At 70.9% G+C, this 20,459-nt stretch carries 18 protein-coding genes; 8 read left to right on the top strand and 10 right to left on the bottom strand.

Going from position 1 to position 20,459, the window contains the following annotated elements:
• Window positions 1-106: 106 nt before the first annotated feature.
• On the bottom strand, window positions 107-694 hold the full coding sequence (locus JOE48_RS02775) for a helix-hairpin-helix domain-containing protein (protein WP_210027130.1): 588 nt from the start codon (window positions 692-694) through the stop codon (window positions 107-109).
• Between the two features lie 101 nt (window positions 695-795).
• Here JOE48_RS02775 and JOE48_RS02770 point away from each other — a divergent pair, with 101 nt between their 5' ends.
• Both JOE48_RS02770 and JOE48_RS02765 read left to right on the top strand, forming a co-directional pair.
• Window positions 796-2,655 carry an ABC transporter ATP-binding protein gene (locus JOE48_RS02770; RefSeq protein WP_210027120.1) on the top strand — a complete coding sequence of 620 codons (1,860 nt, stop codon included), beginning with the start codon at window positions 796-798 and terminating at the stop codon, window positions 2,653-2,655.
• A gap of 255 nt (window positions 2,656-2,910) precedes the next feature.
• On the top strand, window positions 2,911-3,816 hold the full coding sequence (locus tag JOE48_RS02765; protein WP_210027112.1) for a cell envelope integrity EipB family protein: 906 nt from the start codon (window positions 2,911-2,913) through the stop codon (window positions 3,814-3,816).
• Between the two features lie 142 nt (window positions 3,817-3,958).
• Here JOE48_RS02765 and JOE48_RS02760 read toward each other — a convergent pair whose 3' ends face one another.
• Window positions 3,959-4,255 (bottom strand): DUF3572 domain-containing protein, encoded by a 297-nt coding sequence (locus JOE48_RS02760; protein WP_210027110.1) that lies wholly within the window; start codon window positions 4,253-4,255, stop codon window positions 3,959-3,961.
• A gap of 80 nt (window positions 4,256-4,335) precedes the next feature.
• Between JOE48_RS02760 and JOE48_RS02755 the strand changes: the two genes are divergently transcribed.
• The 6 genes from JOE48_RS02755 (at window position 4,336) to JOE48_RS02730 (ending at window position 11,297) form a co-directional block, all read left to right on the top strand.
• A complete protein-coding gene (locus JOE48_RS02755) occupies window positions 4,336-4,707 on the top strand; it encodes a response regulator (protein WP_007560977.1) in 372 nt (123 codons plus the stop codon).
• A gap of 135 nt (window positions 4,708-4,842) precedes the next feature.
• A complete protein-coding gene (locus JOE48_RS02750; protein WP_210027103.1) occupies window positions 4,843-6,216 on the top strand; it encodes a PleD family two-component system response regulator in 1,374 nt (457 codons plus the stop codon).
• Between the two features lie 379 nt (window positions 6,217-6,595).
• Window positions 6,596-7,804: a DUF2252 family protein gene (locus JOE48_RS02745; RefSeq protein WP_210027101.1), complete on the top strand. Its 1,209-nt coding sequence runs from the start codon at window positions 6,596-6,598 to the stop codon at window positions 7,802-7,804.
• Between the two features lie 116 nt (window positions 7,805-7,920).
• Window positions 7,921-8,883, top strand: coding sequence for an acetyl-CoA carboxylase carboxyltransferase subunit alpha (locus tag JOE48_RS02740; protein WP_210027099.1), 963 nt, complete (start codon window positions 7,921-7,923; stop codon window positions 8,881-8,883).
• Complete coding sequence (locus tag JOE48_RS02735) at window positions 8,880-9,611, top strand: DUF1796 family putative cysteine peptidase (protein ID WP_210027097.1); 732 nt, start codon at window positions 8,880-8,882, stop codon at window positions 9,609-9,611. Before JOE48_RS02740 ends, JOE48_RS02735 begins: the two co-directional genes overlap by 4 nt.
• 198 nt (window positions 9,612-9,809) lie before the next feature.
• A complete protein-coding gene (locus JOE48_RS02730; RefSeq protein WP_210027095.1) occupies window positions 9,810-11,297 on the top strand; it encodes a murein L,D-transpeptidase family protein in 1,488 nt (495 codons plus the stop codon).
• A 226-nt stretch (window positions 11,298-11,523) separates the two neighbouring features.
• Here the strand turns inward: JOE48_RS02730 and JOE48_RS02725 are convergent, their stop codons facing one another.
• The 8 genes from JOE48_RS02725 to chlG all read right to left on the bottom strand — a co-directional run bounded on the left by JOE48_RS02725 (window position 11,524) and on the right by chlG (window position 20,434).
• Window positions 11,524-13,686 carry a molybdopterin-dependent oxidoreductase gene (locus JOE48_RS02725; RefSeq protein ID WP_210027093.1) on the bottom strand — a complete coding sequence of 721 codons (2,163 nt, stop codon included), beginning with the start codon at window positions 13,684-13,686 and terminating at the stop codon, window positions 11,524-11,526.
• 142 nt (window positions 13,687-13,828) lie between these two features.
• Window positions 13,829-14,002 carry a YqaE/Pmp3 family membrane protein gene (locus JOE48_RS02720; protein ID WP_192710302.1) on the bottom strand — a complete coding sequence of 58 codons (174 nt, stop codon included), beginning with the start codon at window positions 14,000-14,002 and terminating at the stop codon, window positions 13,829-13,831.
• 318 nt (window positions 14,003-14,320) lie between these two features.
• Window positions 14,321-15,910: a c-type cytochrome gene (locus tag JOE48_RS02715; RefSeq protein ID WP_210027085.1), complete on the bottom strand. Its 1,590-nt coding sequence runs from the start codon at window positions 15,908-15,910 to the stop codon at window positions 14,321-14,323.
• Between the two features lie 35 nt (window positions 15,911-15,945).
• Window positions 15,946-16,290 carry a hypothetical protein gene (locus JOE48_RS02710; RefSeq protein ID WP_210035525.1) on the bottom strand — a complete coding sequence of 115 codons (345 nt, stop codon included), beginning with the start codon at window positions 16,288-16,290 and terminating at the stop codon, window positions 15,946-15,948.
• A complete protein-coding gene (locus tag JOE48_RS02705; RefSeq protein ID WP_409518551.1) occupies window positions 16,290-16,790 on the bottom strand; it encodes a TspO/MBR family protein in 501 nt (166 codons plus the stop codon). Before JOE48_RS02705 ends, JOE48_RS02710 begins: the two co-directional genes overlap by 1 nt.
• On the bottom strand, window positions 16,787-18,013 hold the full coding sequence (locus JOE48_RS02700) for a geranylgeranyl diphosphate reductase (RefSeq protein ID WP_210027077.1): 1,227 nt from the start codon (window positions 18,011-18,013) through the stop codon (window positions 16,787-16,789). The genes JOE48_RS02705 and JOE48_RS02700 overlap by 4 nt, the downstream gene beginning before the upstream one ends.
• Window positions 18,014-18,017: 4 nt before the next feature.
• Complete coding sequence (locus JOE48_RS02695; RefSeq protein WP_210035522.1) at window positions 18,018-19,325, bottom strand: BCD family MFS transporter; 1,308 nt, start codon at window positions 19,323-19,325, stop codon at window positions 18,018-18,020.
• A 224-nt stretch (window positions 19,326-19,549) separates the two neighbouring features.
• Entirely contained in the window at window positions 19,550-20,434 is an 885-nt protein-coding gene (gene chlG / locus JOE48_RS02690) for a chlorophyll synthase ChlG (protein WP_210027062.1), read from the bottom strand.
• Window positions 20,435-20,459 lie beyond the last annotated feature (25 nt).

The raw sequence follows: 20,459 nt of genomic DNA, 5'->3' as shown, positions 1-20,459 counted from the left end.
CCCGTCGGCGCGGAATCTTGATGCGTCGGCGGGTCTGGATCCTAAGGCCCGCCGCGCGGACCCAGGATGAAGTCGGCGCATTGTCGATCCGGGTCGAGGACCGGCCTCACCGCACCGTGACCTGATCCCGGATCCGCTCGTAGACCGACCGGCTGAGCACCCGCTTCGAGAGAAGCTGGTCCACCGACGCGTAGGGACGCTTGGCGACGATCGCCCGGCCGATGGCGCCGCCGCCTCGCAGGCGGTTGAGATCCGCCACCGAAGCGGTGTTCAGGTCGACCACAGCCACGGCCCGAGGCCCGGCATTGTCCTCGGCCCGGTCGATCTCGGCCTGGCCCGCGGATTCTGGCCCCTGCGGCTGCGCCTCCGGCGGTGCGGCCGGATCGGACGGGAAGGCGAGGGCGTCAGACGGCATCTGGGGCGGCGCGGCGGGCGCCACGGTGGTCCTGGGCAGGGCGGGCGTCTCCCGGCCAGGCTCGGCCGACGCGGTCGGCGGGGACAGCGGCTCGCCGCGCTGAACCGCGGCCGGCGCCTCGGCCACCGGGGCAGGCTTGGACGCGGATGCGGACGGCGAGGCAGCCCGGGATTCCGGCTCGGGCGCCGGGCTCGGCAACAGGAACTGCACCACCGCGGCGAGCAGGCCGGCGATAATGAGTAAGACCGAAATTCTCAGGATTGCAGGACCGCTGAGCACGCACAACTCGACGAGATTTAAGTCTAGATAATGCTACAGCTTATGCTTTCTTCGCCTTTCGGCCAACTGGCGGCGTCTCTTCAGCGTGGGATCGTGCGGCGATGACCGTCAGCCCGGCTTCCCGCCCGGGCGAGCGCCAGAATGCGCGTCTGGGGGCCCTGGGCTACCTGCCTGCGCTGTTCCGCGAGATTGCTGCGGCCAGTCCCCGCCTCTTCGCCGCAAGCCTTGCCTTGCGGCTCGTGGCGGCCTGCCTGCCGATCCTGACCCTGTACCTCGCCAAACTGATCCTCGACGGGATCGTGGCCGAGCATGCGCGTCCAGCGCCGGGAGCGGGGCTCTCGGACTGGCTCGCCGATCCCGGTCGGGCCCGGCTTGCCGGTCTGGTGGCGGCCGAACTCGGCCTCGCCCTGGTCTCGGACCTCACCGGCCGGCTCTCGAACCTGACCGAGACCCTGATCGGCGACCGCTACGCCAACGCGGCCTCCCTGCGGCTGATGGCGCATGCCGCCGCCCTCGACCTCGCGCAGTTCGAGGACAGCGCCCAGCAGGACCGGCTCGAACGGGCGCGCCGGCAGGTCAGCGGCCGGACCGGCCTCATCGGGACGGTGCTCGGGCAGGTCCAAGCGCTCGTCACCCTGGCCTCCCTGGCGGCGGGTGTGGCGGCCTTCACCCCCTGGCTCGTGGTGCTGATCGCCCTGGCCCTGGTCCCGGCTCTGCTCAACGAGTGGCACTTCACCAAGGCCGGCTACCGGCTGGCCTGGTTGCGCAGCCCGGAGCGGCGAAGGCTCGACTACCTCCGCTATCTCGGTGCCAGCGTCGAGACCGCCAAGGAGGTCAAGCTCTTCGGCCTCTCGGGCTATGTGACTGACCTCTACGCGACGGTGGCGCGCCGTCTGCTGGCCGAGAACCGCAGCCTCGCCACGGCCCGCGCCGGCTGGGGCTTCGCCTTCGCGAGCCTCGGCACGCTCGCCTATTACGCGGCCTATGCGGTGATCGTCTGGCGGACGGTGGCGGGATCCTTCTCGGTGGGCGACCTCGCCTTCCTGGCCGGCGCGTTCCAGCGCCTGCGCGGCGGCATCGAGGGGCTGCTCCTCGGCTTCACCCAGATCACCGGCCAGGCCCAGTACCTCGACGACTTCTACTCCTTCTTCGCGATCCGGCCACAGATCCGCGCGCCCGCGCGGCCCGTCCCGGTCCCGAGCCCGATCCGGGACGGGCTGGTCTTCGAGGATGTCGGCTACCGCTACCCCGGCACGCAGACCTGGGCGCTGCGCGGCCTCTCCTTCGCGATCCGCGCCGGCGAGACCGTGGCGCTGGTCGGCGGCAACGGCGCCGGCAAGACCACGATCGTCAAGCTGATGACCCGGCTCTACGACCCCCACGAGGGCCGCGTCCTCCTCGACGGCGTGCCGCTCCAGGCCTACGACCTCGACGACCTTCGGGCGCGGATCGGGGCGATCTTCCAGGATTTCGTCCGCTTCGACCTGACCGCGGGCGAGAACGTCGCGGTCGGCCGGATCGAGGCCGCAGCGGACGCGGACCGGATCGCGGTCGCGGCGGCCAGAGGGCTCGCCGCCCCGGTGATCGAGCGCCTGCCCGAGGGCTACGCCCAGCCGCTCGGCAAGCGCTTCGCCGGCGGCCTCGACCTCTCCGGGGGTGAGTGGCAGAAGGTCGCGCTGTCCCGGGCCTATATGCGGGAGGCCGAGATCCTGATCCTCGACGAGCCGACCGCTGCCCTCGACGCCCAGGCCGAGCACGACGTCTTCGCGCGGTTCCGGGAATTGTCGGCCGGGCGGACGGCCGTGCTGATCTCGCACCGCTTTTCGACGGTGCGCATGGCCGACCGGATCCTGGTCCTGGAGGGCGGCCGGCTCCTGGAGGAGGGCAGCCACGCCGCCCTGATGGCGCGGGGCGGCCGCTACGCCGAGTTGTTCACCCTGCAGGCGGAGGGCTACCGATAGGCAAGCCTGAACCGGACGGCTGTCCCCGCAGTCATCTCGGAGCCGCGCAGCGGAGCCCGGACGCGGAGGTGAACGCCGGAGGCGGGCCATCCGGAGCCGCCGACGCGGCAAGCATCTACACCGAGGGTGGTTCCGGGTTCCGGGCTCGCCTGCGGTGCCCCGCAATGACGGCGTGGATCGCCGGATGCGCCGTCACCCAAGCATTGCCCGATTCCCTGAGCCTGCTATCTGCGGCGGACCGAACCGAGGTTGTCCATGCGCCTGCGCTTCTCCCGACTCCTGACGGCCGGCCTTCTCGTCTCCGCGTGGGGCGCGCAGGCGGCCCCCGCCGTCTCCGAGCCCCCCGCGCCCGGGGCGCCGACCGCGGCCCCCGCGATCGTGCTGGCCAACCATCGCGCGGTCTACGACCTGTCGCTCGCCGAGGGCAGCGGCACCCGCTCGGTGGAAAGCGCCCGCGGGCGCATCGTCATCGATTTCCGGGGCGATGCCTGCCGCGGCTACACGATGCTGACCCGCCAGGTGACGGAACTCTCCTCCGGCGAGTCCGGCACGCGCCTGTCCGACATGCGAAGCACCACCTTCGAGGGCGGCGAGGGCCGCGAATTCCGGTTCAAGACGACGACGCTCACCAACAACCAAGCCGCCGCCCCCGTGGATGGGACCGCCTCCGAGCAGGGCGATGCCCTCACGGTGAAGCTGAAGGGTGGCCCCAAGCCGTTCACCGTGGCGGGGCCGGTGCTGTTCCCGAGCGAGCACATGCGCCGGCTGATCGACGCGGCGCGGGCGGGTCAGTCGACCGTCTCGGTCAAGGTTTATGACGGCTCGGACGACGGCAAGAAGGTCTACGACACCTTCGCGGTGATCGGCCATACGGCGACCGGCCCGGCCCCGGCCGCCGATGGCGCTCGGGACAAGCCCCTGCGCGACGGGCCGCTCGCCGGGATGCCGCACTGGCCGGTGCGCCTGAGCTACTACACGGAGGGCGCCGGGGAGCGCACGCCGATCTACACCCTCGGCTTCGACCTCTACGAGAACGGCGTCAGCGGCGCGCTCAAGCTCGATTACGGCGACTTCGCCATCCGGGGCGACATGACCGCCCTCGACATCGACGCCAAGGCGGGGCGGGGCGACAAGGATTCGGGCAAGGGCTGCACGCCCTGAGGGCCGGGACCACCCGGGCCTGTCTCCCGCAGGAACCGGGGACGACCCCGTGCGCGCCGTCATCCCGGGGCCGCGCAGCGGCGCCCCGGAATGACGGCCGGATCGACACCTCCGGAAACGAACGTCCCGAGCGTTCGGCCCCTCACGCCCACGCGTCGTCGGGGCGTGGCGACAGCCTGTGCCACGCCGCGGCGATCCGTTCCGGCTTGACGCCGAGCGCCTCCGCGCAGGCGAGGAGCACGTTCTCGTCGCCCATCACGTGGTCGAGAACGCCCACCAGGAAGGCCGGCTCCCGGACGCTGTCCCGGAGCGTCTCGGGGCCGAGTCCGCTCGCCGCCAGGAACGGCAGGAGGCGGTCATCCTCCGCCGTGATCCACAAAAGAACGTCCAGGGCGAGCCGTTCGGCGGCTTCATCCCCTTGAAGAGGTTTGCCATTCATCAACATGTGAACGCTACAAAGGCGACGGAGGGGCTTCACCGCCCACTAATCATGATCGGCGCGCACCGGGACAACGGATCATGAAGAAGACGGTGCTGATCGTCGAGGACAACGAGTTGAACATGAAGCTGTTCAACGACCTCCTTGAGGCGAACGGCTACGCGACCCTGAAGACCGCCCACGGGATCGAGGCGATCGAGCTCGCGCGCGCGCATCATCCCGACCTGATCCTCATGGACATCCAGCTGCCGGAGGTCTCCGGGCTGGAGGTGACCAAGTGGCTCAAGGAGGACGACGATCTCAAGAGCATCCCGGTGATCGCCATCACGGCCTTCGCCATGAAGGGCGACGAGGAGCGGATCCGAGAGGGCGGCTGCGAGGCCTACCTGTCGAAGCCCATCTCGGTCGCGAAGTTTTTGGCAACGGTTCGCGCGTATCTTGAGCCGCGCTGACCCCGCAGGGGCGCACCGTTGAGGAGGCGACCCGGCCGCATCGGACCGGATCGCCTCCTCAACCGTCCCCCCGATGCGCGGCCATGCGCCGACCCGCCCGATCCGGGCCGCCCAGCCGCGTGTCAGCGAGGAACCATGTCGGCCCGCGTCCTGATCGTCGACGATCTGTTCCCGAACGTGAAGCTTCTGGAAACGAAGCTCGGGCTTGAATATTTCGACACGCTCGCCGCCATGAACGGCCCGGACGCCATCGCGATCTGCGAGAAGGGTCTGTGCGACCTCGTCCTGCTCGACGTGATGATGCCCGGCATGGACGGGTTCGAGGTCTGCCGCCACCTCAAGGGCAACCCGGTCACCGCCCACATCCCGGTGGTGATGGTCACGGCCCTCGACCAGCCCTCGGACCGCCTGCGCGGGCTCGATGCCGGCGCCGACGACTTCCTGACCAAGCCCGTGGACGACACCGCCCTGTTCTCCCGGGTCCGCAGCCTCGTGCGCCTCAAGGCGGTCACCGACGAGCTGCGCCAGCGGGCGCTGGCCTCGCGGGAATTCGGCATCGGCGATCCCCTGGCTCTCGCCACCGCGGAGACCGGCCTCGACGCCCGGATCCTGCTGATCGAGGACCGTCCCGGCGCGGCGGACCGCATGGCCGGGGCGCTGCGCCAGCACCACGCGGTGACGATCGAGCCGGACCCGCAGGCCGCCCTCCACCGCGCCGCCGAAGAGGGGTTCGACCTCGCCCTGGTGAGCCTCGACCTCGCGGGCTTCGACGGCCTGCGCCTGTGCAGCCAGCTCCGCTCCCTGGACCGGACCCGCGCCACGCCGCTGATCATGCTGGCGGAGGAGCATGACCGCGCCCGCGTGGTCCGCGGCCTCGATTTCGGCGTGCACGACTTCCTGATGCGCCCGGTCGACCGGAACGAGTTGACGGCCCGGGTCCGCACGCAGGTGAAGCGCAAACGCTTCACGGACGCGCTCCGGGGGGCGATGCAGGCCTCCCTGCAGATGGCCGTGACCGACGCCCTCACCGGCCTGCACAACCGGCGCTACCTCGACAACCATCTCGGCGCATTGTTCGCCGACGAGGCCTCACGGCGGCCGGCGCTCGCCGCCCTGATCCTCGACATCGACCACTTCAAGGGCATCAACGACAGCTTCGGTCACGAGGCCGGCGACGAGGTGCTGCGCGGTTTCGCCGAACGGGTCCGCCAGCACACGCGGCCGGTCGACATCGTCGCGCGCTACGGCGGCGAGGAAATCGTGGTGATCCTGCCGGAGGCCGGCCTCGTCGAGGCGCAGATCATCGCGGAGCGCATCCGTGAGCGGGTCGAGGCGGTGCCGTTCACGGTGCAGCGATCCACCCGCTCGATCCCCGTGACGGTCTCGATCGGCGTCGCCGTGCGGCACGCGGAGGATACCAGCCCCGGCGACATGCTCAGGCGTGCCGACCTCGCCCTCTACCGGGCCAAGGCGGCGGGACGGAACCGGGTCGAGCCGCAGGCGGCCTGAGCGCCGCCCAGGAGCGGATCGCGCCGTTTCACAGTTCCTCCCAGCCGGCCGGCGTCCCGCGACGGGGCATCGGCTCGGCCGCTTCTCCGGTTGCGACAGGGTTTGCGGGGCTGGCGCATCTCCGAGGCGCGAGACACCGCATCCGATTGCCCAAACCGGCCTGGAAGCCCCTCGGGTCCATCCCGAGCGGATGCGTGCGCCGCGTCTGGGTCGAAAGCGGCGGGAGGCGCGACGGCAATCCGGAGCGCGGCATCGACGCCGAGCCGGTAACCTGGGGCGCATCAAATCGCTTACCCCTGCTTAGGGATGAGAACCCTAGGATGGCCGTGGCAGGTAGCCCGGTGCCGGTTCGGCGCCGGCAGAGGATCGGACGACCCGGATGGACATGCAGGTGCCGGAACAGACCGGCCGCGACGCGAGCGTGCTGGAGCAGCGCCGCCTGTGCAAGATCGCCTCCTCGCCGCACGCCTATGTCCGCGGCAGCACGGCGCGCTTCTACGAGCTCCTCGCCCGCATGCCGGCGGGGTCCCTGCCCGAGGGGCCGCCGGTGTGGATCTGCGGCGACGCGCATCTCGGCAATCTCGGCGCGCTCGCCGGCCCGGACGGGCAGATCGACATCCAGATCCGCGACCTCGACCAGACCGTGGTGGCGAACCCGGGTTTCGACCTCGTCCGGCTGGCGCTCTCCCTGGTCACCGCCGCGCTCAACGCGACGCTGCCCGGCATCGTCACCGCCCGGATGATGGATTCCATGGCCGACGGCTACGCCGACGGGATCGCCGACCCCGAAGGCGCCGAGCGCGACATCGCCGAATCCGAGATCGTCGCCACGACGAAGCGGCGGGCGCTCGGGCGGCGCTGGCGCCACCTGTCCCGCGAGCGCCTGAAGGGCAAGGCTGGCCGTCTGCCGCGCGGCAGCCGGTTCTTCGACCTCGACCCCGACGAGCATGCGGCCTTCGAAGCCCTCAGCCGCGATCCGGAGGTGCGGCGGCTTGTCCTGGCGCTCGGCGGCGCGGCTTCGGATGCCGAGATCCGGCTGCTCGATGCCGCCTATTGGATCAAGGGCTGCAGCTCGCTGGGCCGCCTGCGCTATGCCGGCCTGGTGGAGATCCTCGGCGGCGACCGTCCGCACCTCGCGCTCCTCGATGTGAAGGAGGCGGTGCCGCACCTCGCGCCCGCCGCCCCGGGGGCCGCCATGCCGGCCGACCATGCCGAGCGGGTCGTCGCGGGCGCCCGGGCGCTGTCGCCGAACCTCGGCGACCGGATGGTGGCCGCCCACTTCCGGGGTGCGCCCGTCACGGTCCGGGAGCTGATGCCGCAGGATCTCAAGATCGACGCCGAGCAATTCTCGCGGAGCGAGGCGGTGCGCGTCTCGGGTCACCTCGCGGCGATTCTCGGCCGGGCCCACGGCCGCCAGATGGACGGGGACGCCCGCCGGAGCTGGATCGAGGCCGTCCGCGATCCCGGCCCGGGACCGGACGCGCCGGGCTGGCTCTGGACCGTGGTCACCGACCTCATGGGCGAGCACCAGCGCGGCTACCTGGAGCATTGCTATCGGATCGCCCGCGAGGACCTGACGCGGGGGTGACGGGCGGCCGGCGCGGGGCCTTCCGCCACGACGCCGGTTGACACCAATCCCGCCATCGCCAACACCTCGCGCCCGCCGCCTCTCGCGCGGCGGAATCCGGGAAGACCTGTGACACGATGGCGGTGACGCGCACCTACCTCGACTTCGAGAAGCCGGTGGCCGAGCTGGAGGCCAAGCTCGAGGAATTGCGGGCCGTGAGCGCGCGCGACGGCGCGGTCTCGATCGCCGAGGAGGTCGGCCGGCTGGAGGTGAAGGCCGGCCAGGCGCTCGCCGAGATCTACGCGAACCTGACGCCCTGGCAGAAGACCCAGGTGGCGCGCCATCCGCAGCGTCCGCACTTCGTGGATTATTGCGGCGGGCTGATCACCGAGTTCACGCCACTCGCCGGCGACCGCAGCTTCGGCGAGGACGAGGCGATCCTGGGCGGGTTCGGCCGTTTCCGCGGCCGCCCCGTTCTGGTGCTCGGGCAGGAGAAGGGCGCCACCACCGAGGCGCGGCTGCGCCACAATTTCGGGATGGCGCGCCCGGAGGGCTACCGCAAGGCGGTGCGTCTCATGGAGACGGCCGACCGGTTCGGCCTGCCGGTGATCGCCTTCGTGGACACGGCCGGCGCCTATCCGGGCATCGAGGCAGAGGAGCGCGGTCAGGCCGAGGCCATCGCCCGCTCGACCGAGGCCTGCTTGGCGCTCGGCGTGCCCAACGTCGCCGTGGTGATCGGGGAGGGCGGCTCTGGCGGGGCGATCGCACTCGCCACCGCCAACCGCGTGCTGATGCTGGAGCACGCGATCTACGGTGTGATCTCTCCCGAGGGCGCCGCCTCGATCCTGTGGCGCGACCAGGGCCGCGCCTCCGACGCCGCCACCGCCATGAAGATCACCGCCCAGGACCTGCTGCGCCTCGGCGTCATCGACGCGATCATCCAGGAGGCCACCGGCGGGGCCCATCGCGACCGCGAGGGCGCGATTCGCGCCGCAGGCGACGCCATCGCCGAGTCGCTCGCCCCGTTCGACGGCCTTACGCCCGCCGAGATCCGCGACCGGCGCGCCGAGAAGTTCCTCGCCATCGGCCGGACGCTGTGACCGCACCCGGAGCGACCGGGGGCCTGCTGGGCGCCCTCGGGCGGCTCATCGGCCGGCGCGACGCCCGGGAGCCCGGCCCGCACAACCACATTTCGCTGGGCTGCAATTGCCAGATGGCGCACGTGCTCAAGACCCTGGATCTGCGCCAGTGGTCGGGCCCGCTCGACTGGATCTTCTCGATGCCCGGCATGGCCCGGGACTGCCTCGCGGACGATTTCGCCGCGCTCGTCGACCGGAGCCAGCTGGAGACCATCCCGGAGGCGGAGCGGCGCGGGCCCGACATCTGGCGCGGACGCCATCGGCTCTACCGCGCGCGCCACGGGCTCGAATGCGTGTTCAACCACCACGATCCGGCGGCGAACGACGCGGATTACGCCTTCCTCACCGAGGGCGTGCGCCGGATCCGCAGGGCGCTCGACACGCCCGGCACCGACAACCGCCTGTGGATGATGACCCATCTCCACACGCCCCGGGACGTGGTCGGGGCGATCGACGACCTCCTCGGGGCGCGGGCAAGCCGCAACCACCTGACCTTCGTGCAGCTCGAGACGGGGCACCCGGGCATGGAGGTCGCGGAGGCCATCGACCTGCGGCCGACGCTCCGCTGGCTCACGGTGCGCACCCCCTCGGAGCCGGTCGGCCTCCGGCTGGCCGACCCGGCCGACGACGCCGCGCTGGTGGCGATCATCCGCACCGAGGCGGCCCGGCGGCCCGCTGTGCTCGGCTGAGCCGAGCCGGCCGTCATTCCGGAGCCGTCTGTGGAAAGGGCGCATTCGCGGGCTCTCCACACATGGGAACAATCCAGTGTTGCAGCCGGGTCCTTGCGGTAAGGAAGGCGCAAGCTTAACGAGCCTATTGGGTTGGGGAGTGGCGCCCGACGTTGGCCAACAAGGCCCGCGGGCGCGCATAGGACATCGAGGTTCCCCATGACGGCGCGTCTCGCGACCGCGCGACTGCTGGCGGCGGCGTCCCTGCTGGCCCTGTCGCTCGCCGCCTGCCAGGACGGTTCCGGAATCAACGGCCCGAGCGCGCGCAGCCTCGCGCCGATCGCCCCCCAGACCGTTGCCCTGATGCAGACCAAAGGGATGCAGCAATCCGACCCGATCCTGATCCGCACCTTCAAGAAGGAGGCGGAAATGGAGGTCTGGAAGCGGGGCAGCGACGGCCGCTACGCCCTGCTGAAGATCTACCCGATCTGCCGTTGGTCCGGCCAGCTCGGCCCCAAGACCCGCGAGGGCGACCGGCAGGCGCCGGAGGGGTTCTACACGATCACCCCGGGCCTGATGAACCCGAACTCCTCCTACTACCTCTCGTTCGATACCGGCTTTCCGAATGCCGTCGACCGGGCCAACGGGCGCACCGGCAAGTACCTGATGGTGCACGGCACCTGCTCGTCGGCAGGCTGCTTCGCCATGACCGACGCCACCATCGCGGAGATCTACGCCATCGCCCGCGAGGCGTTCATCGGCGGCCAGCGCAGCTTCCAGTTCCAGTCCTACCCGTTCCGGATGACGGCCGAGAACATGGCCAAGTTCCGCAACGACCCGAACATCGGGTTCTGGCAGAACCTCAAGGAGGGCTCGGACTATTTCGAGGCCCTGCGCGAGGAGCCGAAGGTCGGCCAGTGCGGCACCAAGTACGTGTTCGGCGGCTCGGACGCGGCCGCCGGCTCGTGCAAGCCGAAGGTCGATCCGCAGGTTGCGGAGAAGAGCGAGCGCGACGCCCACACGGTGGCCGAACTCGTGGCCAAGGGCGCCCCGGCGGTGCGGGTCGTCTACCAGGACGGCGGCCAGAACCCGGTCTTCCGCCCGCCGGCCAACACCAGCGCCTTCGCGAGCCTCGGCGGCACCGAGACGGTGCTGCCCTACGACGCCAAGGAATACGGCCGGCACAATCTCGGCGACGTCAGCCGCCCGGAGACCCTGGCGGCCGGGCCGCAGGAGATCGAGGTCAGCCCGAAGGGCCAGACCGTGATGATGGCCGGCGCCGAGCCGGCGAAGGCCGCGAAGGCGGGGGCCGCCAAGGGCGCGAAGCCGGCGGCCACGACCCTCATGGCGAATCGGGTCGAGCCCGAGCCCAAGGTCGACGCCAAGGTCGAGACCACCGCGGCGCTGCCGGAGAAGCCCGCGCGGATTGCCGTGGCGGATGCCGATGGCGACCCGAGCGCCTATCAGAAGCTGTTCGGCAAGCTGTTCGCCAAGGACAATCCGGCCCAGGCTGCCCCGCCGACCCCGGCGGCCGCGGCCGCAATCGTGCCCGAGCCGGTCAAGCTGGCTCACGCCGCCGAGACGGTCCCGCCGAAGCCGGCCGCCAAGACGCATGCGGTCAGGACCGCCAAGGTCGAGGCCAAGGCGGACGCGAAGGCCGACGCGAAACCTGCCCTCCGGAAACTCGAGGACAAGGCCAAGCCGTAAGGCGACGTCCGCCGGCGGGCTGGCGCGGGAATCCCCTTCGCGCCCGCATCCCGAGGTGCGGGCGGGCAGCGGCAACCGCGAAGGACCGCGCCGTGTGGATTCCGGCAGCCCTGCCTCGAGGCCCGCTGATGCGGGCTCCGCAGGATGAGCGCGCGCTGGACCATGCCGCGAAGCAGGGACGACCCGGCCGAAGCCGAGCCGTCCGCGCCGGTCTTCGCCCGCCGCCTCAGTTCGCGCGCGACACCTCAACGAGGTTGTCCGAGAAGGACGGGGCGTGGCCCATGTCGGTGAAGGCGCCCGACGAGATGCTGTTGACCGTGCCCTCGTTGAGCTGCCGCCAGTAGCCCAGCGTCGCCACGACAATGCCAGCCGTCACGTCGTCGGTGATCCGCGCCACGCCTTTGAAGGTCCCGCGGTCGTTACCGACCTTCACCCGGTCGCCGTCCCGGATACCGCGGGCATCGGCATCGTGCTGGCTGATCATCACGAACTGCTCGCCCTGTCCCTTCTGCTTGTCCTCCATGTTCGCGTAACAGGAGTTCAAGAAGTAGTGACTCTTCGGCGAGACGATGTTGAGGGGGTAGCGCTTGGCCAGCGCCGGGTCGTTCGTGTGGGACTCGCGCGGGCCCAGGTAGTCCGGCAGCGGGTCGAGGGCCTCGCCGGGCTGGAAGCCCTCGTACATCTGCCGGAAGGGCGGGGCGACGAAGTTCGTGGCGCCCTCGACCTTCAGCATGCACTTGCCGGTCGGCGTCGGGAAGTTCCCCTCCCGGTGCGGCGCCCGATCGTCCGGCGTGCCGACCTTGAGGCGCGCGAAGCCGTGCTCGCGCAGATAGGCGAGGTCGATCCCTTCGCAGGCCGGGGCGTTCCAGTCGACGTAGTGCTCAAGGCACTCGCTGTCGCTCCACTTGAAGTTCTCCTCCTCGAAGCCGAGCCGGGCGGCGAGCTGCCGGAAGATCTCGTTGTTGGGGATCGCCTCGCCCGGCGCCTCGGCGCACTTGGTGTTGTAGGTCAGGTAGAGGTGGCCCCACGAGAGGATCATGTCCTCCATCTCGGCGCCCATGGTGGCGGGCAGCAGGATGTCGGCGTAGGAGGCCGTGTCCGAGATGAAGTGCTCGGCGGAGACCATGAACAGGTCCTCGCGCATCAGCCCCTCGACGATCTTGTCGGTCTCGGGCGCCTGCGTGACCGGGTTCGAGTTCCAGCACATCATCGACATGATCGGCGGGTCGAGCTGCATCTCGCCCGTCAGCGCCCGGCCGATCTGCAGGTTCGAGACGACGCGGGTCCCCTCCGGGATCAGGTCCGGGCGGCAGATGACGTCGAACTTGTACGGGTGCTCCCAGACGCCGAACTGCGTGATGCCACCGCCGACATGGCGCCACGCGCCCGTGAGCGCCGGGATGCAGGCGACCGCCCGGATGGTCTGGCCGCCGCCATAGTGCCGCTCGAGGGCCACGCCGATGCGGATGCCCACCGGCTGCTCGGTCGCCATTTCCCGGGCGAGCTTGCGGATGTCGTCGGCGGGGACGCCGGTGATCTCGGCGGCCCATTCGGGCGTGCGACCCGCGGCCCGCTCCTTCAACTCCTCGAAGCCGACCGTGTAATTGTCGACGTAGTACTGGTCGACGAGGCCCTGCGCGATGATCGAATTGATCAGCGCCATGGCGAGCGCGCCGTCCGTGCCGGGCTTCGGCGCGATGTGCCAGTCGGCGGCCTTGGCGGTGCGCGACGCGTAGGTATCGATCACCACGACCTTGGCGCCCTTCTTCTGGGCATCCTTCACGATCGCCCAGTGGTGCAGGTTCGTGCTGACCGAGTTGCAGGCCCAGATCACGATGTACTTGGAGTGGATGTAGCTGTCCGGGTCGAGGCCCGCCGTCGGGCCGACGGTGAGGAGCCACGCGGTGCACGAGCCCTCGCCGCAGAAGGTGCGCTCGGTCACGGTGGCGCCCATGCGATTGAAGAACGCATCGCCGCCGTTCAGCCCGTGCACGAGGCCCTGGTTGCCGAGATAGCTGTAGGGCGCGATGGCTTGAGGACCGTACTGGTCGATGATCGCCTTCCAGCGCGACACGATGGTGTCGAGGGCCTCGTCCCAGGTGATCCGCTCGAACTGCTTCGACCCCTTCGGGCCGACCCGCTTCATCGGGTAGAGGAGCCGGTCCGGGTGGTAGTGGCGCTTCTCGTAATCCTTCAACTTCACGCAGAGACCGCCGCGGGTCATCGGGTGGTCCGGATTGCCGCGCACGCCCTGGAGCTGGCCGTCCTTGACGTCGAACAGCATCGAGCAGGTGTCGGGACAATCGTGCGGGCAGCCCCCGAAGAAGGTCTCCGTCAGGCTCTCGGCCTCGGCGACGATCAGAGAGTCCGGCTTGACGATCTCGTTCATGATTCCTCCCTGGCCGGGGTTTAGAGGCCTGTTATTGTTCGGGCATCCCGGTCTCACGCGTCGATAGCGTACAGGTTAAGGAAGAAAAGTTCTAACGCCGATCCCGTGCGGGTTCTCCGCACGGGATCGGCGTTGGGAGATCTCAGACCAGCGGGCGGTCGCGGTTCATCAGCCACAGAGCGTGGACCGTGCCGGGCAGCCAACCCAGGATCCACAGGACGATGTTGAGCAGGAACTGCAGGCCGAAGCCTGTGGTGACAAGCACGGCGATTGGCGGGAAGAAGATCGCGAGCAGGATCCGGATGAGGCTGGACACGGGGACTCCGGGTCTGGGGAAGTGACGAGTCGACGCGTCCAACGAAGCGCGACCGTCCGCGTTCCACTGAGCCCGTCATCCTGGCAATGCGCAGCTGGGCCCGGCTTCCGGGCGCGCCGCGTCGGCAGGTTGGACCCGCGCGGCCTGCCCGCATCCCGCACGGCGTCGCGGTTCTGGGTTCCGGGCTCGCCTGCGGCGCCCCGTCATTCCGGGGCCGCGCCGCGGAGCCCGGAACCCAGAACCGCGACGGGGCAGGACGAGATCGGCCACCCCCGTCTCGTCCGGCAGCCGATGCGCTCCGGAACGACGGTGCGCCCCTCAGTTCTTCATCGGCGGCGTGGTCGCGGAGGGCACGTTCGCCGCCTGCTTCTCCGGATGCTTCACTTGGCTGTAGGCGACGTTGGCGAAGGTGCCGATCACCGCCGGCCAGCTCGGGCTGCCGTATTGCGGATCGTCGCGGCCGACCTTGCAGAAGGCCGTCGTCAGGGCATTGACCACGTCGTCGTCGTTGGCCCCCGTGTCAGCCGCCTTGATCTGCGGCACCAGCCGGACCAGCGTCGGGACGAAATCCTGCTGCTTCACGCCCTTGAGGGTGTTCTGAACGCCGATCTGGTCGAAAGCAGCCTTGAGCTTGTCCTGCTCGATCTCCGCGCAGGGGGCGGTGCCGGCCAGCATGGTCTTGGTGGCGGCCCGCGCCTCGGAGGCCTTGTCGCCGGTCACCGGCGGCGCCTTGTTCCCCCAGGAATTGCGGATGTAGTCGGTGACGTTCTTCACCTCGACATCGGTCATCTGCTGGCCGATCGCCACCATCGGGGCGAGCCCGCTCTGGGCGCCAAGCCCGCCGTAGATCACCCGCAGCACCGTCTCGGGGCCCTCCGACATCACCGAGGTGTTGCCGGCCAGCGCAGGCACCGCGCCCTCGATGCCCTTGCCGTCGGGCTGGTGGCAGGAGGAGCAGTAGGTCAGGTAGGTCGAGGCGCCCGGCGCGTCCGGCTTGTCGAAGGACGCGAGGTCCTTGGGCTTGTAGGTCTGCTTGGCGGGCACGGTGCGGAGATACGCGACCATCGCCTTCAGATCCTCTTCCCTGACCTTGGAGAGGGATTCCATGATGGTCTGGCGCATCGGGCCGGCGGCGACGCCCGGCCGGTCGCCCGGGGCGGTGCCGGTCTTCAGGTAGGTGACCACCTGCTCGTCGGTCCAGGCGCCGATGCCCTGGTGGCCGTCAGGCGTGATGTTCGGGGCGTACCAGCCGTCGATCACGCCGCCGCCAAACCGGCCCGCGAAGCTCGAATTGCCGACGAGCTTGTTCTCGTTGTGGCACATGGCGCAATGGCCCAGGCCCTCGACCAGGTAGGCGCCGCGATTCACCTCGGCGCTGGCCTTCGGGTCGGGCGTGAAGCGCGCGTCCGTGAAGAACGCCGTGCGCCACGTCACCAGCGCGGTGCGGACGCTGAACGGGAACGGGATCTGGCTCTCCTGCCGCTTCTCGTTCACCGCCGGGACCGATTGCAGATAGGCCCAGATCGCCTTCGTGTCCTCGTCGGTGACCTTGGTGTACCAGCCGAACGGGAAGGCCGGGTAGAGGTAGCCGACATTCTTGCTGTAGCCGTGCCGGAACGCCTTCTCGAAGTCCTCGTAGCTCCAGTTGCCGAGCCCGTACTCCTTATCGGGGGTGAGGTTGGGGGTCATGATCACGCCGAAGGGCATGTTCAGCGCGTAGTTGCCGGCGAGGAATTTGCCGCCCGGCGCCGTGTGGCAGGCCGCGCAATCGCCCATCGTGACGAGGTACTTGCCGCGTTCGATCGGGTCCGCCGACCCGTCCTGCGCCAGAGCCGGGGCGGCCAGGAGCAGGCTCGCCAGAACCGGGGCAGAGGCCCAGACGGACGGGAGGGCGTTCGTGCGCTTCATGGCAACCTCCCGGGGCAACTGTAGAGATTTTTCGATCAGGTGACGCGCGTGAACGCGGCCGTTTGCGGCGTTGTTCCGGTCGGCGCCCGGCTGCGGCGTTGTGCCGTGGCCGCCCGGAACCGCAGGCCGAGATCGGCCAAGTGGGCGATCAGCCCCGCCAGCAACCATCCGGCGACCGCAACCCAGCCGGCCCCCACCAACGCCGCCCGCAGGGCCAGCATCAATGCGGCGCCCGAGGCGAGATTCGCCAGCAGCGACGGCAGCGGCGGCCCGCGCCGGCGGCCGATCCAGGCGAGGGCGAGCGCCTCGCAGGCGACGAGCAGGAGAATGCCGTCGACGATCCGCCCGGAGGCGAAGGCGGCGGCGATCGGCGCCTCCATCACGCGGTCTTCCCGAAGGGCGCGTTGAGGCGGACGATCCGCAGGTTCAGACAGGCGGCGGTGCTGACCCAGGCGAGGTAGGGCAGGTTCATCAGGCCCGCCGCGCCCGAGACACGGCCGGTGACCAGCACCAGCGCGACGATCGACAGCCACAGGGCCGCGATCTCGGCGAGCGCCCAGTCGGGCCGGCGGAGCCGGAAGAACAGCACGCTCCAGGCGATGTTGAGCAGCCCGTTCACCAAGAAGGCGGCGAGCAGTACGCCCCGGGCGACCGGGTCGGCATCGCCGGTCCAGGCCAGCACCCCGGAGGTGGCGGTGAGCGCGAAGATCACGGTCCAGACCGGTCCGAAGGCCCAGTCCGGCGGCTTCCAGGCCGGCACGCGCAGTGCCCGGTACCAGCCGTCCGTGGTGGTCGCGAAGGCGCCGGCCACCGCCACCAGCACGGCGGCCACGGCCGCGACGGTCGGTGGTCCCCAGCCGGCGCCGGCCAGGACGGTCACGGCGAGACCCAGCGGAACAAGTGGGCGAGGTCCTTGAAGAAGATCCGGGCGTGGGCGGCGGGCTTCGCGCGGACCAGCTCCTTGTTCATGTAGCTGTCCCAGGTGAGCTGCTGGACATCCTTGTCCCGGCAGATCGAGACGAAGCGCTCGCGCAACCCGTCGCTGCGGTACCAGACCCACTGCATCATCCCGAGGATCCAGAACACGCGGCCGTGCAGCTTCATGAACTGCTTGCGCGCGCCTGCGAGCGCCCGGGCATCGCCGGTTTTCAAGAAGGCGGCGGCGGCCTCGGCCGAGAGCCGGCCGCCGAGCATCGCGTAGTAGATGCCCTCACCCGAGGCCGGCGCCACCACGCCGGCGGCGTCGCCCGCGAGCAGCACGTCCCGGCCGTTATCCCACCGTTTCAGGGGCTTCAGCGGCAGCGGCGCCCCCTCGCGACGGACAGTCTCGGCGTTGTCGAGGCCGGTGGCGGCGCGCAGGGCCCGGATCGAGGATCGCAGCGAAAACCCCTTCCTGGCGCTGCCGGTGCCGATGCTCAGCGTGTCCCCGTGGGGAAAGATCCAGCTGTAGAAATCCGGCGAGTGGCGGCCCTGGTAGTAGACGTCGCAGCGGGCGGCATCGACCGACCCGGCCCCGGGCGCGCCGGCCTCCGGCACCCGCAGGATCTCGTGATAGGCGAAGACCTGTCGCATCTTGGCGTGGCCCGGTACCTCCGCCCGGCCGACCGGAGAGCAGGCCCCGTCGGCTCCGACGACGAGGCGCGCCCGGACGGCGTGGCGGGCGAGGGACTCGCCGGCGCCGGTGGTGAAGTGGATCAGCGGCGGCCCGTCATCGGGCCGGGTGATCCGGTCGTAGGCGGCCTCCCGCAGGTCGGCACCGGCCTCCGCGGCCCGGACGCGCAGCCACGGGTCGAAATGCTCGCGGTCGACCATGCCGACGAAGCCTTCGCCCACCGGCATGTCGACGGCCTTGCCGCTCGGCGCCACCATCCGGGCGGAGCGGATCTTCGCGACGAGGAGCGAATCGGGGATCGCGAAGTCGCGGATCAGCCGCGGCGGGATCGCGCCGCCGCAGGGCTTGATCCGGCCGGGCTTATCGAGGAGCAGCACCGCGTGCCCGGCCCGGGCGAGATCGGTCGCCGCCGTGGCCCCGGCCGGTCCGCCGCCGACCACGACGACGTCGTAGCTGTCGCGACCGGAGCCGCCTTCATCCAACCGAGCCATGGCCTCACCTCACGCTGAAGGCAGGATCGAGCGGCACCGAATCGGGTGCCGGAGCGGGTTCGAGCCGCGCCGCCAGGACGACCGCGACGAGGAACAGCAGCCCTTCCGCGGCGAACACCACCGCGTAGGCCTGGACGGGTTCGGCGGTGACGAGCCGGACGGCATCCACCGCCACCGCGCCGAGAAAACCGCCGGCCCCGAAGGCGACGCCCTGCGCGGCGCCCCAGACGCCCATGCGGGTGCCGCGCTCCCGCGCGTCGCCGCGGCCGGCGAGCGCCATCATCGAGCCGATGGCGGCGACCGCGTAGGCGCCGTTGGCGACACCGAGGGCGAAGACCGTCGCGCGCAGGGGGAAGTCCGATCCCGACGCCGCGCCGCTCGCGAGGGCGAACAGGGCGGCGGCCGAGCCGGCGCAGCCGATCCCGATCCAGAGCCGCAGGGAGGCGAGGGCGGTCCCGCGGGCGACGAGCGTCACCGCCGCCACCAGCAGCATGCCGGCGAGCACGCCGCCATGCTGGAGGCCGGCGAGCTTGGTGGTGGCACCGGGGCTCATCGCGAAGACGAAGCCGGCATAGGGCTCCAGAATCAGCTCCTGGGCGCTGTAGGCCAGCATCGACACGAAGACGAAGATCGTGAAGGTCCGGGCCACCGGGTCGGCCAGGACATGGGCCAGCACGGTGAAGAACGGGCGGCGCGCCTCCGCGGCCTCGGGCGCCCGGATCGGCAGGCGGCGCTCGACGCCCGCGACCGCGAGCGCCGCCACGCAGAAGGCGACGAGCGAGACCGTGCCCGACACCGCCGCGAGCCGCAGGCCGGAGAACGGGTCGAGGAAGTGCCCGGCGAGCGGCGCCGTGACGGCGAAGCCGACGATCATCATGACCCAGACGACGGTGGCGGCCGCGCCCCGCCGGGCCGGCGCGACGCCGCCCGACAGCAGGACGAGGAGCGAGGTCCCGGCCGCGCCGACGCCCATGCCGACGCACAGGAACGAGAGGGCGGCGAGCGCAAGCCCCAGAACGAGGTTCTCGGCGGCCAGCGCAGTGCCGCAGGCGGCGCCGAACCCGCCGAGGCAGAGGGCGGCCATGCCGCCGACGATCCAGGGGGTGCGGCGGCCGCTGCGGTCGGAGCCGTAGCCCCAGCGCGGGCGCAGGACCTGCACGGCGTAGTGCAGGGCAACCAGCAGGCCCGGCACGAGGGCGGGGAGCGCCAGCTCCACCACCATCACCCGGTTGAGGGTGGCGGTCATCAGCACGACGACGCTGCCGAGCGCGGTCTGGACGAGGCCGAGGCGGACGATCTGGGGCCAGCCCAGATACCCTTCGGGCGTGGACGCTCTCCCCCGCCCCTTTGCGGGGGAGGGTACCCGGCGCGGCAGGGGGGAAGAGGGGCGGCGCGACGTCTCAGGCTGTGAGACGAATCGCGACCGGTTCGGCACCGTCGCTCCCCTCTCCCGACCGTCTCTGACGCGAGAGCCACCCTCCCCCGCAGAGGGGGGAGGGAGAGCGTCTGCGCTGCCCGCGCCTAGATCCTGCGCCATCACGCCCCTCCCACTAGCGGGCGCAGCGCGAAGGCCGCGACCAGCATGCCGAGGACGTAGAGGGTGGTGCCGGTACCGTTGTACCAGATCGCCCGCTCCCGGGGATTCTCGAGGAACCGGACCATCAGGACCAGTTGGCCGGCGAGCAGCGCCGCCACGATCCCGGCATGCCAGTACCGCTCCCAGCCGACGAGCAGCGCAATCACCGCGACCTGCGGCAGGGCCATGACCAAGCAAGCGAAGCGCGCGGCACGCTCGGAGCCCATCTGCACCGGCAGCGACAGCAGCCCCATCCGCCGGTCGCCCTCCACCGACTTGAAGTCGTTGAGGGTCATGATGCCGTGGGCGCCGGCCGCGTAGAGCAGCGCCACCAGGAGCACCCGCCGGTCGGGCAGGGCGGCGGCCATGACGGCTGCGCCGGTGAACCAGGGCAGACCCTCGTAGCAGAGCGCCACCGCCGCGTTGCCCCACCAGCCGTTCCGCTTCAGCCGCACCGGCGGCGCCGAGTAGATCCAGGCGAGCACCAGCCCGAACAGGGCGGCCCCGAGGATCCAGGGACCCAGAGCCGCGGCCACGACCAGCGACAGCAGCGTCCAGGCGAGCGCAAGGTAGAGCCCCCAGCGGCCCGGAATGCGCCCGGAGGGAATCGGCCGGTTCGGCTCGTTGATCGCGTCGACGTGGCGGTCGAACCAGTCGTTGGCGGCCTGACTGGTGGCGCAGACCAGCGGCCCGGCCAGCAGCACGCCGGCGGCGATCACCGGCCACTGGCCACTGGCCGGCTGGCCCGAGGAGATCACCCCGCAGGCGAACGCCCACATCGGCGCGAACCATGTCAGCGGCTTCAGCAGCTCGATGACTGCGCTCGGGGCGGGCGTGGCGGCCATGATCGGAAGCTACCGGTGCAGCACC

The organism is Methylobacterium sp. PvR107, from assembly GCF_017833295.1.
Lineage (GTDB): Bacteria > Pseudomonadota > Alphaproteobacteria > Rhizobiales > Beijerinckiaceae > Methylobacterium.
This window is presented reverse-complemented; position numbering and strand designations above follow the sequence as displayed.

Bases quoted from the DNA above. Each gene is read 5' to 3' on its own strand.
- JOE48_RS02770 (WP_210027120.1), top strand. From the start codon at position 796: ATGACCGTCAGCCCGGCTTCCCGCCCGGGCGAGCGCCAGAATGCGCGT.
- JOE48_RS02765 (WP_210027112.1), top strand. From the start codon at position 2,911: ATGCGCCTGCGCTTCTCCCGACTCCTGACGGCCGGCCTTCTCGTCTCC.
- JOE48_RS02760 (WP_210027110.1), bottom strand. From the start codon at position 4,255: ATGAATGGCAAACCTCTTCAAGGGGATGAAGCCGCCGAACGGCTCGCC.
- JOE48_RS02755 (WP_007560977.1), top strand. From the start codon at position 4,336: ATGAAGAAGACGGTGCTGATCGTCGAGGACAACGAGTTGAACATGAAG.
- JOE48_RS02750 (WP_210027103.1), top strand. From the start codon at position 4,843: ATGTCGGCCCGCGTCCTGATCGTCGACGATCTGTTCCCGAACGTGAAG.
- JOE48_RS02745 (WP_210027101.1), top strand. From the start codon at position 6,596: ATGGACATGCAGGTGCCGGAACAGACCGGCCGCGACGCGAGCGTGCTG.
- JOE48_RS02740 (WP_210027099.1), top strand. From the start codon at position 7,921: ATGGCGGTGACGCGCACCTACCTCGACTTCGAGAAGCCGGTGGCCGAG.
- JOE48_RS02730 (WP_210027095.1), top strand. From the start codon at position 9,810: ATGACGGCGCGTCTCGCGACCGCGCGACTGCTGGCGGCGGCGTCCCTG.
- JOE48_RS02725 (WP_210027093.1), bottom strand. From the start codon at position 13,686: ATGAACGAGATCGTCAAGCCGGACTCTCTGATCGTCGCCGAGGCCGAG.
- JOE48_RS02715 (WP_210027085.1), bottom strand. From the start codon at position 15,910: ATGAAGCGCACGAACGCCCTCCCGTCCGTCTGGGCCTCTGCCCCGGTT.
- JOE48_RS02710 (WP_210035525.1), bottom strand. From the start codon at position 16,290: ATGGAGGCGCCGATCGCCGCCGCCTTCGCCTCCGGGCGGATCGTCGAC.
- JOE48_RS02700 (WP_210027077.1), bottom strand. From the start codon at position 18,013: ATGGCTCGGTTGGATGAAGGCGGCTCCGGTCGCGACAGCTACGACGTC.
- chlG (WP_210027062.1), bottom strand. From the start codon at position 20,434: ATGGCCGCCACGCCCGCCCCGAGCGCAGTCATCGAGCTGCTGAAGCCG.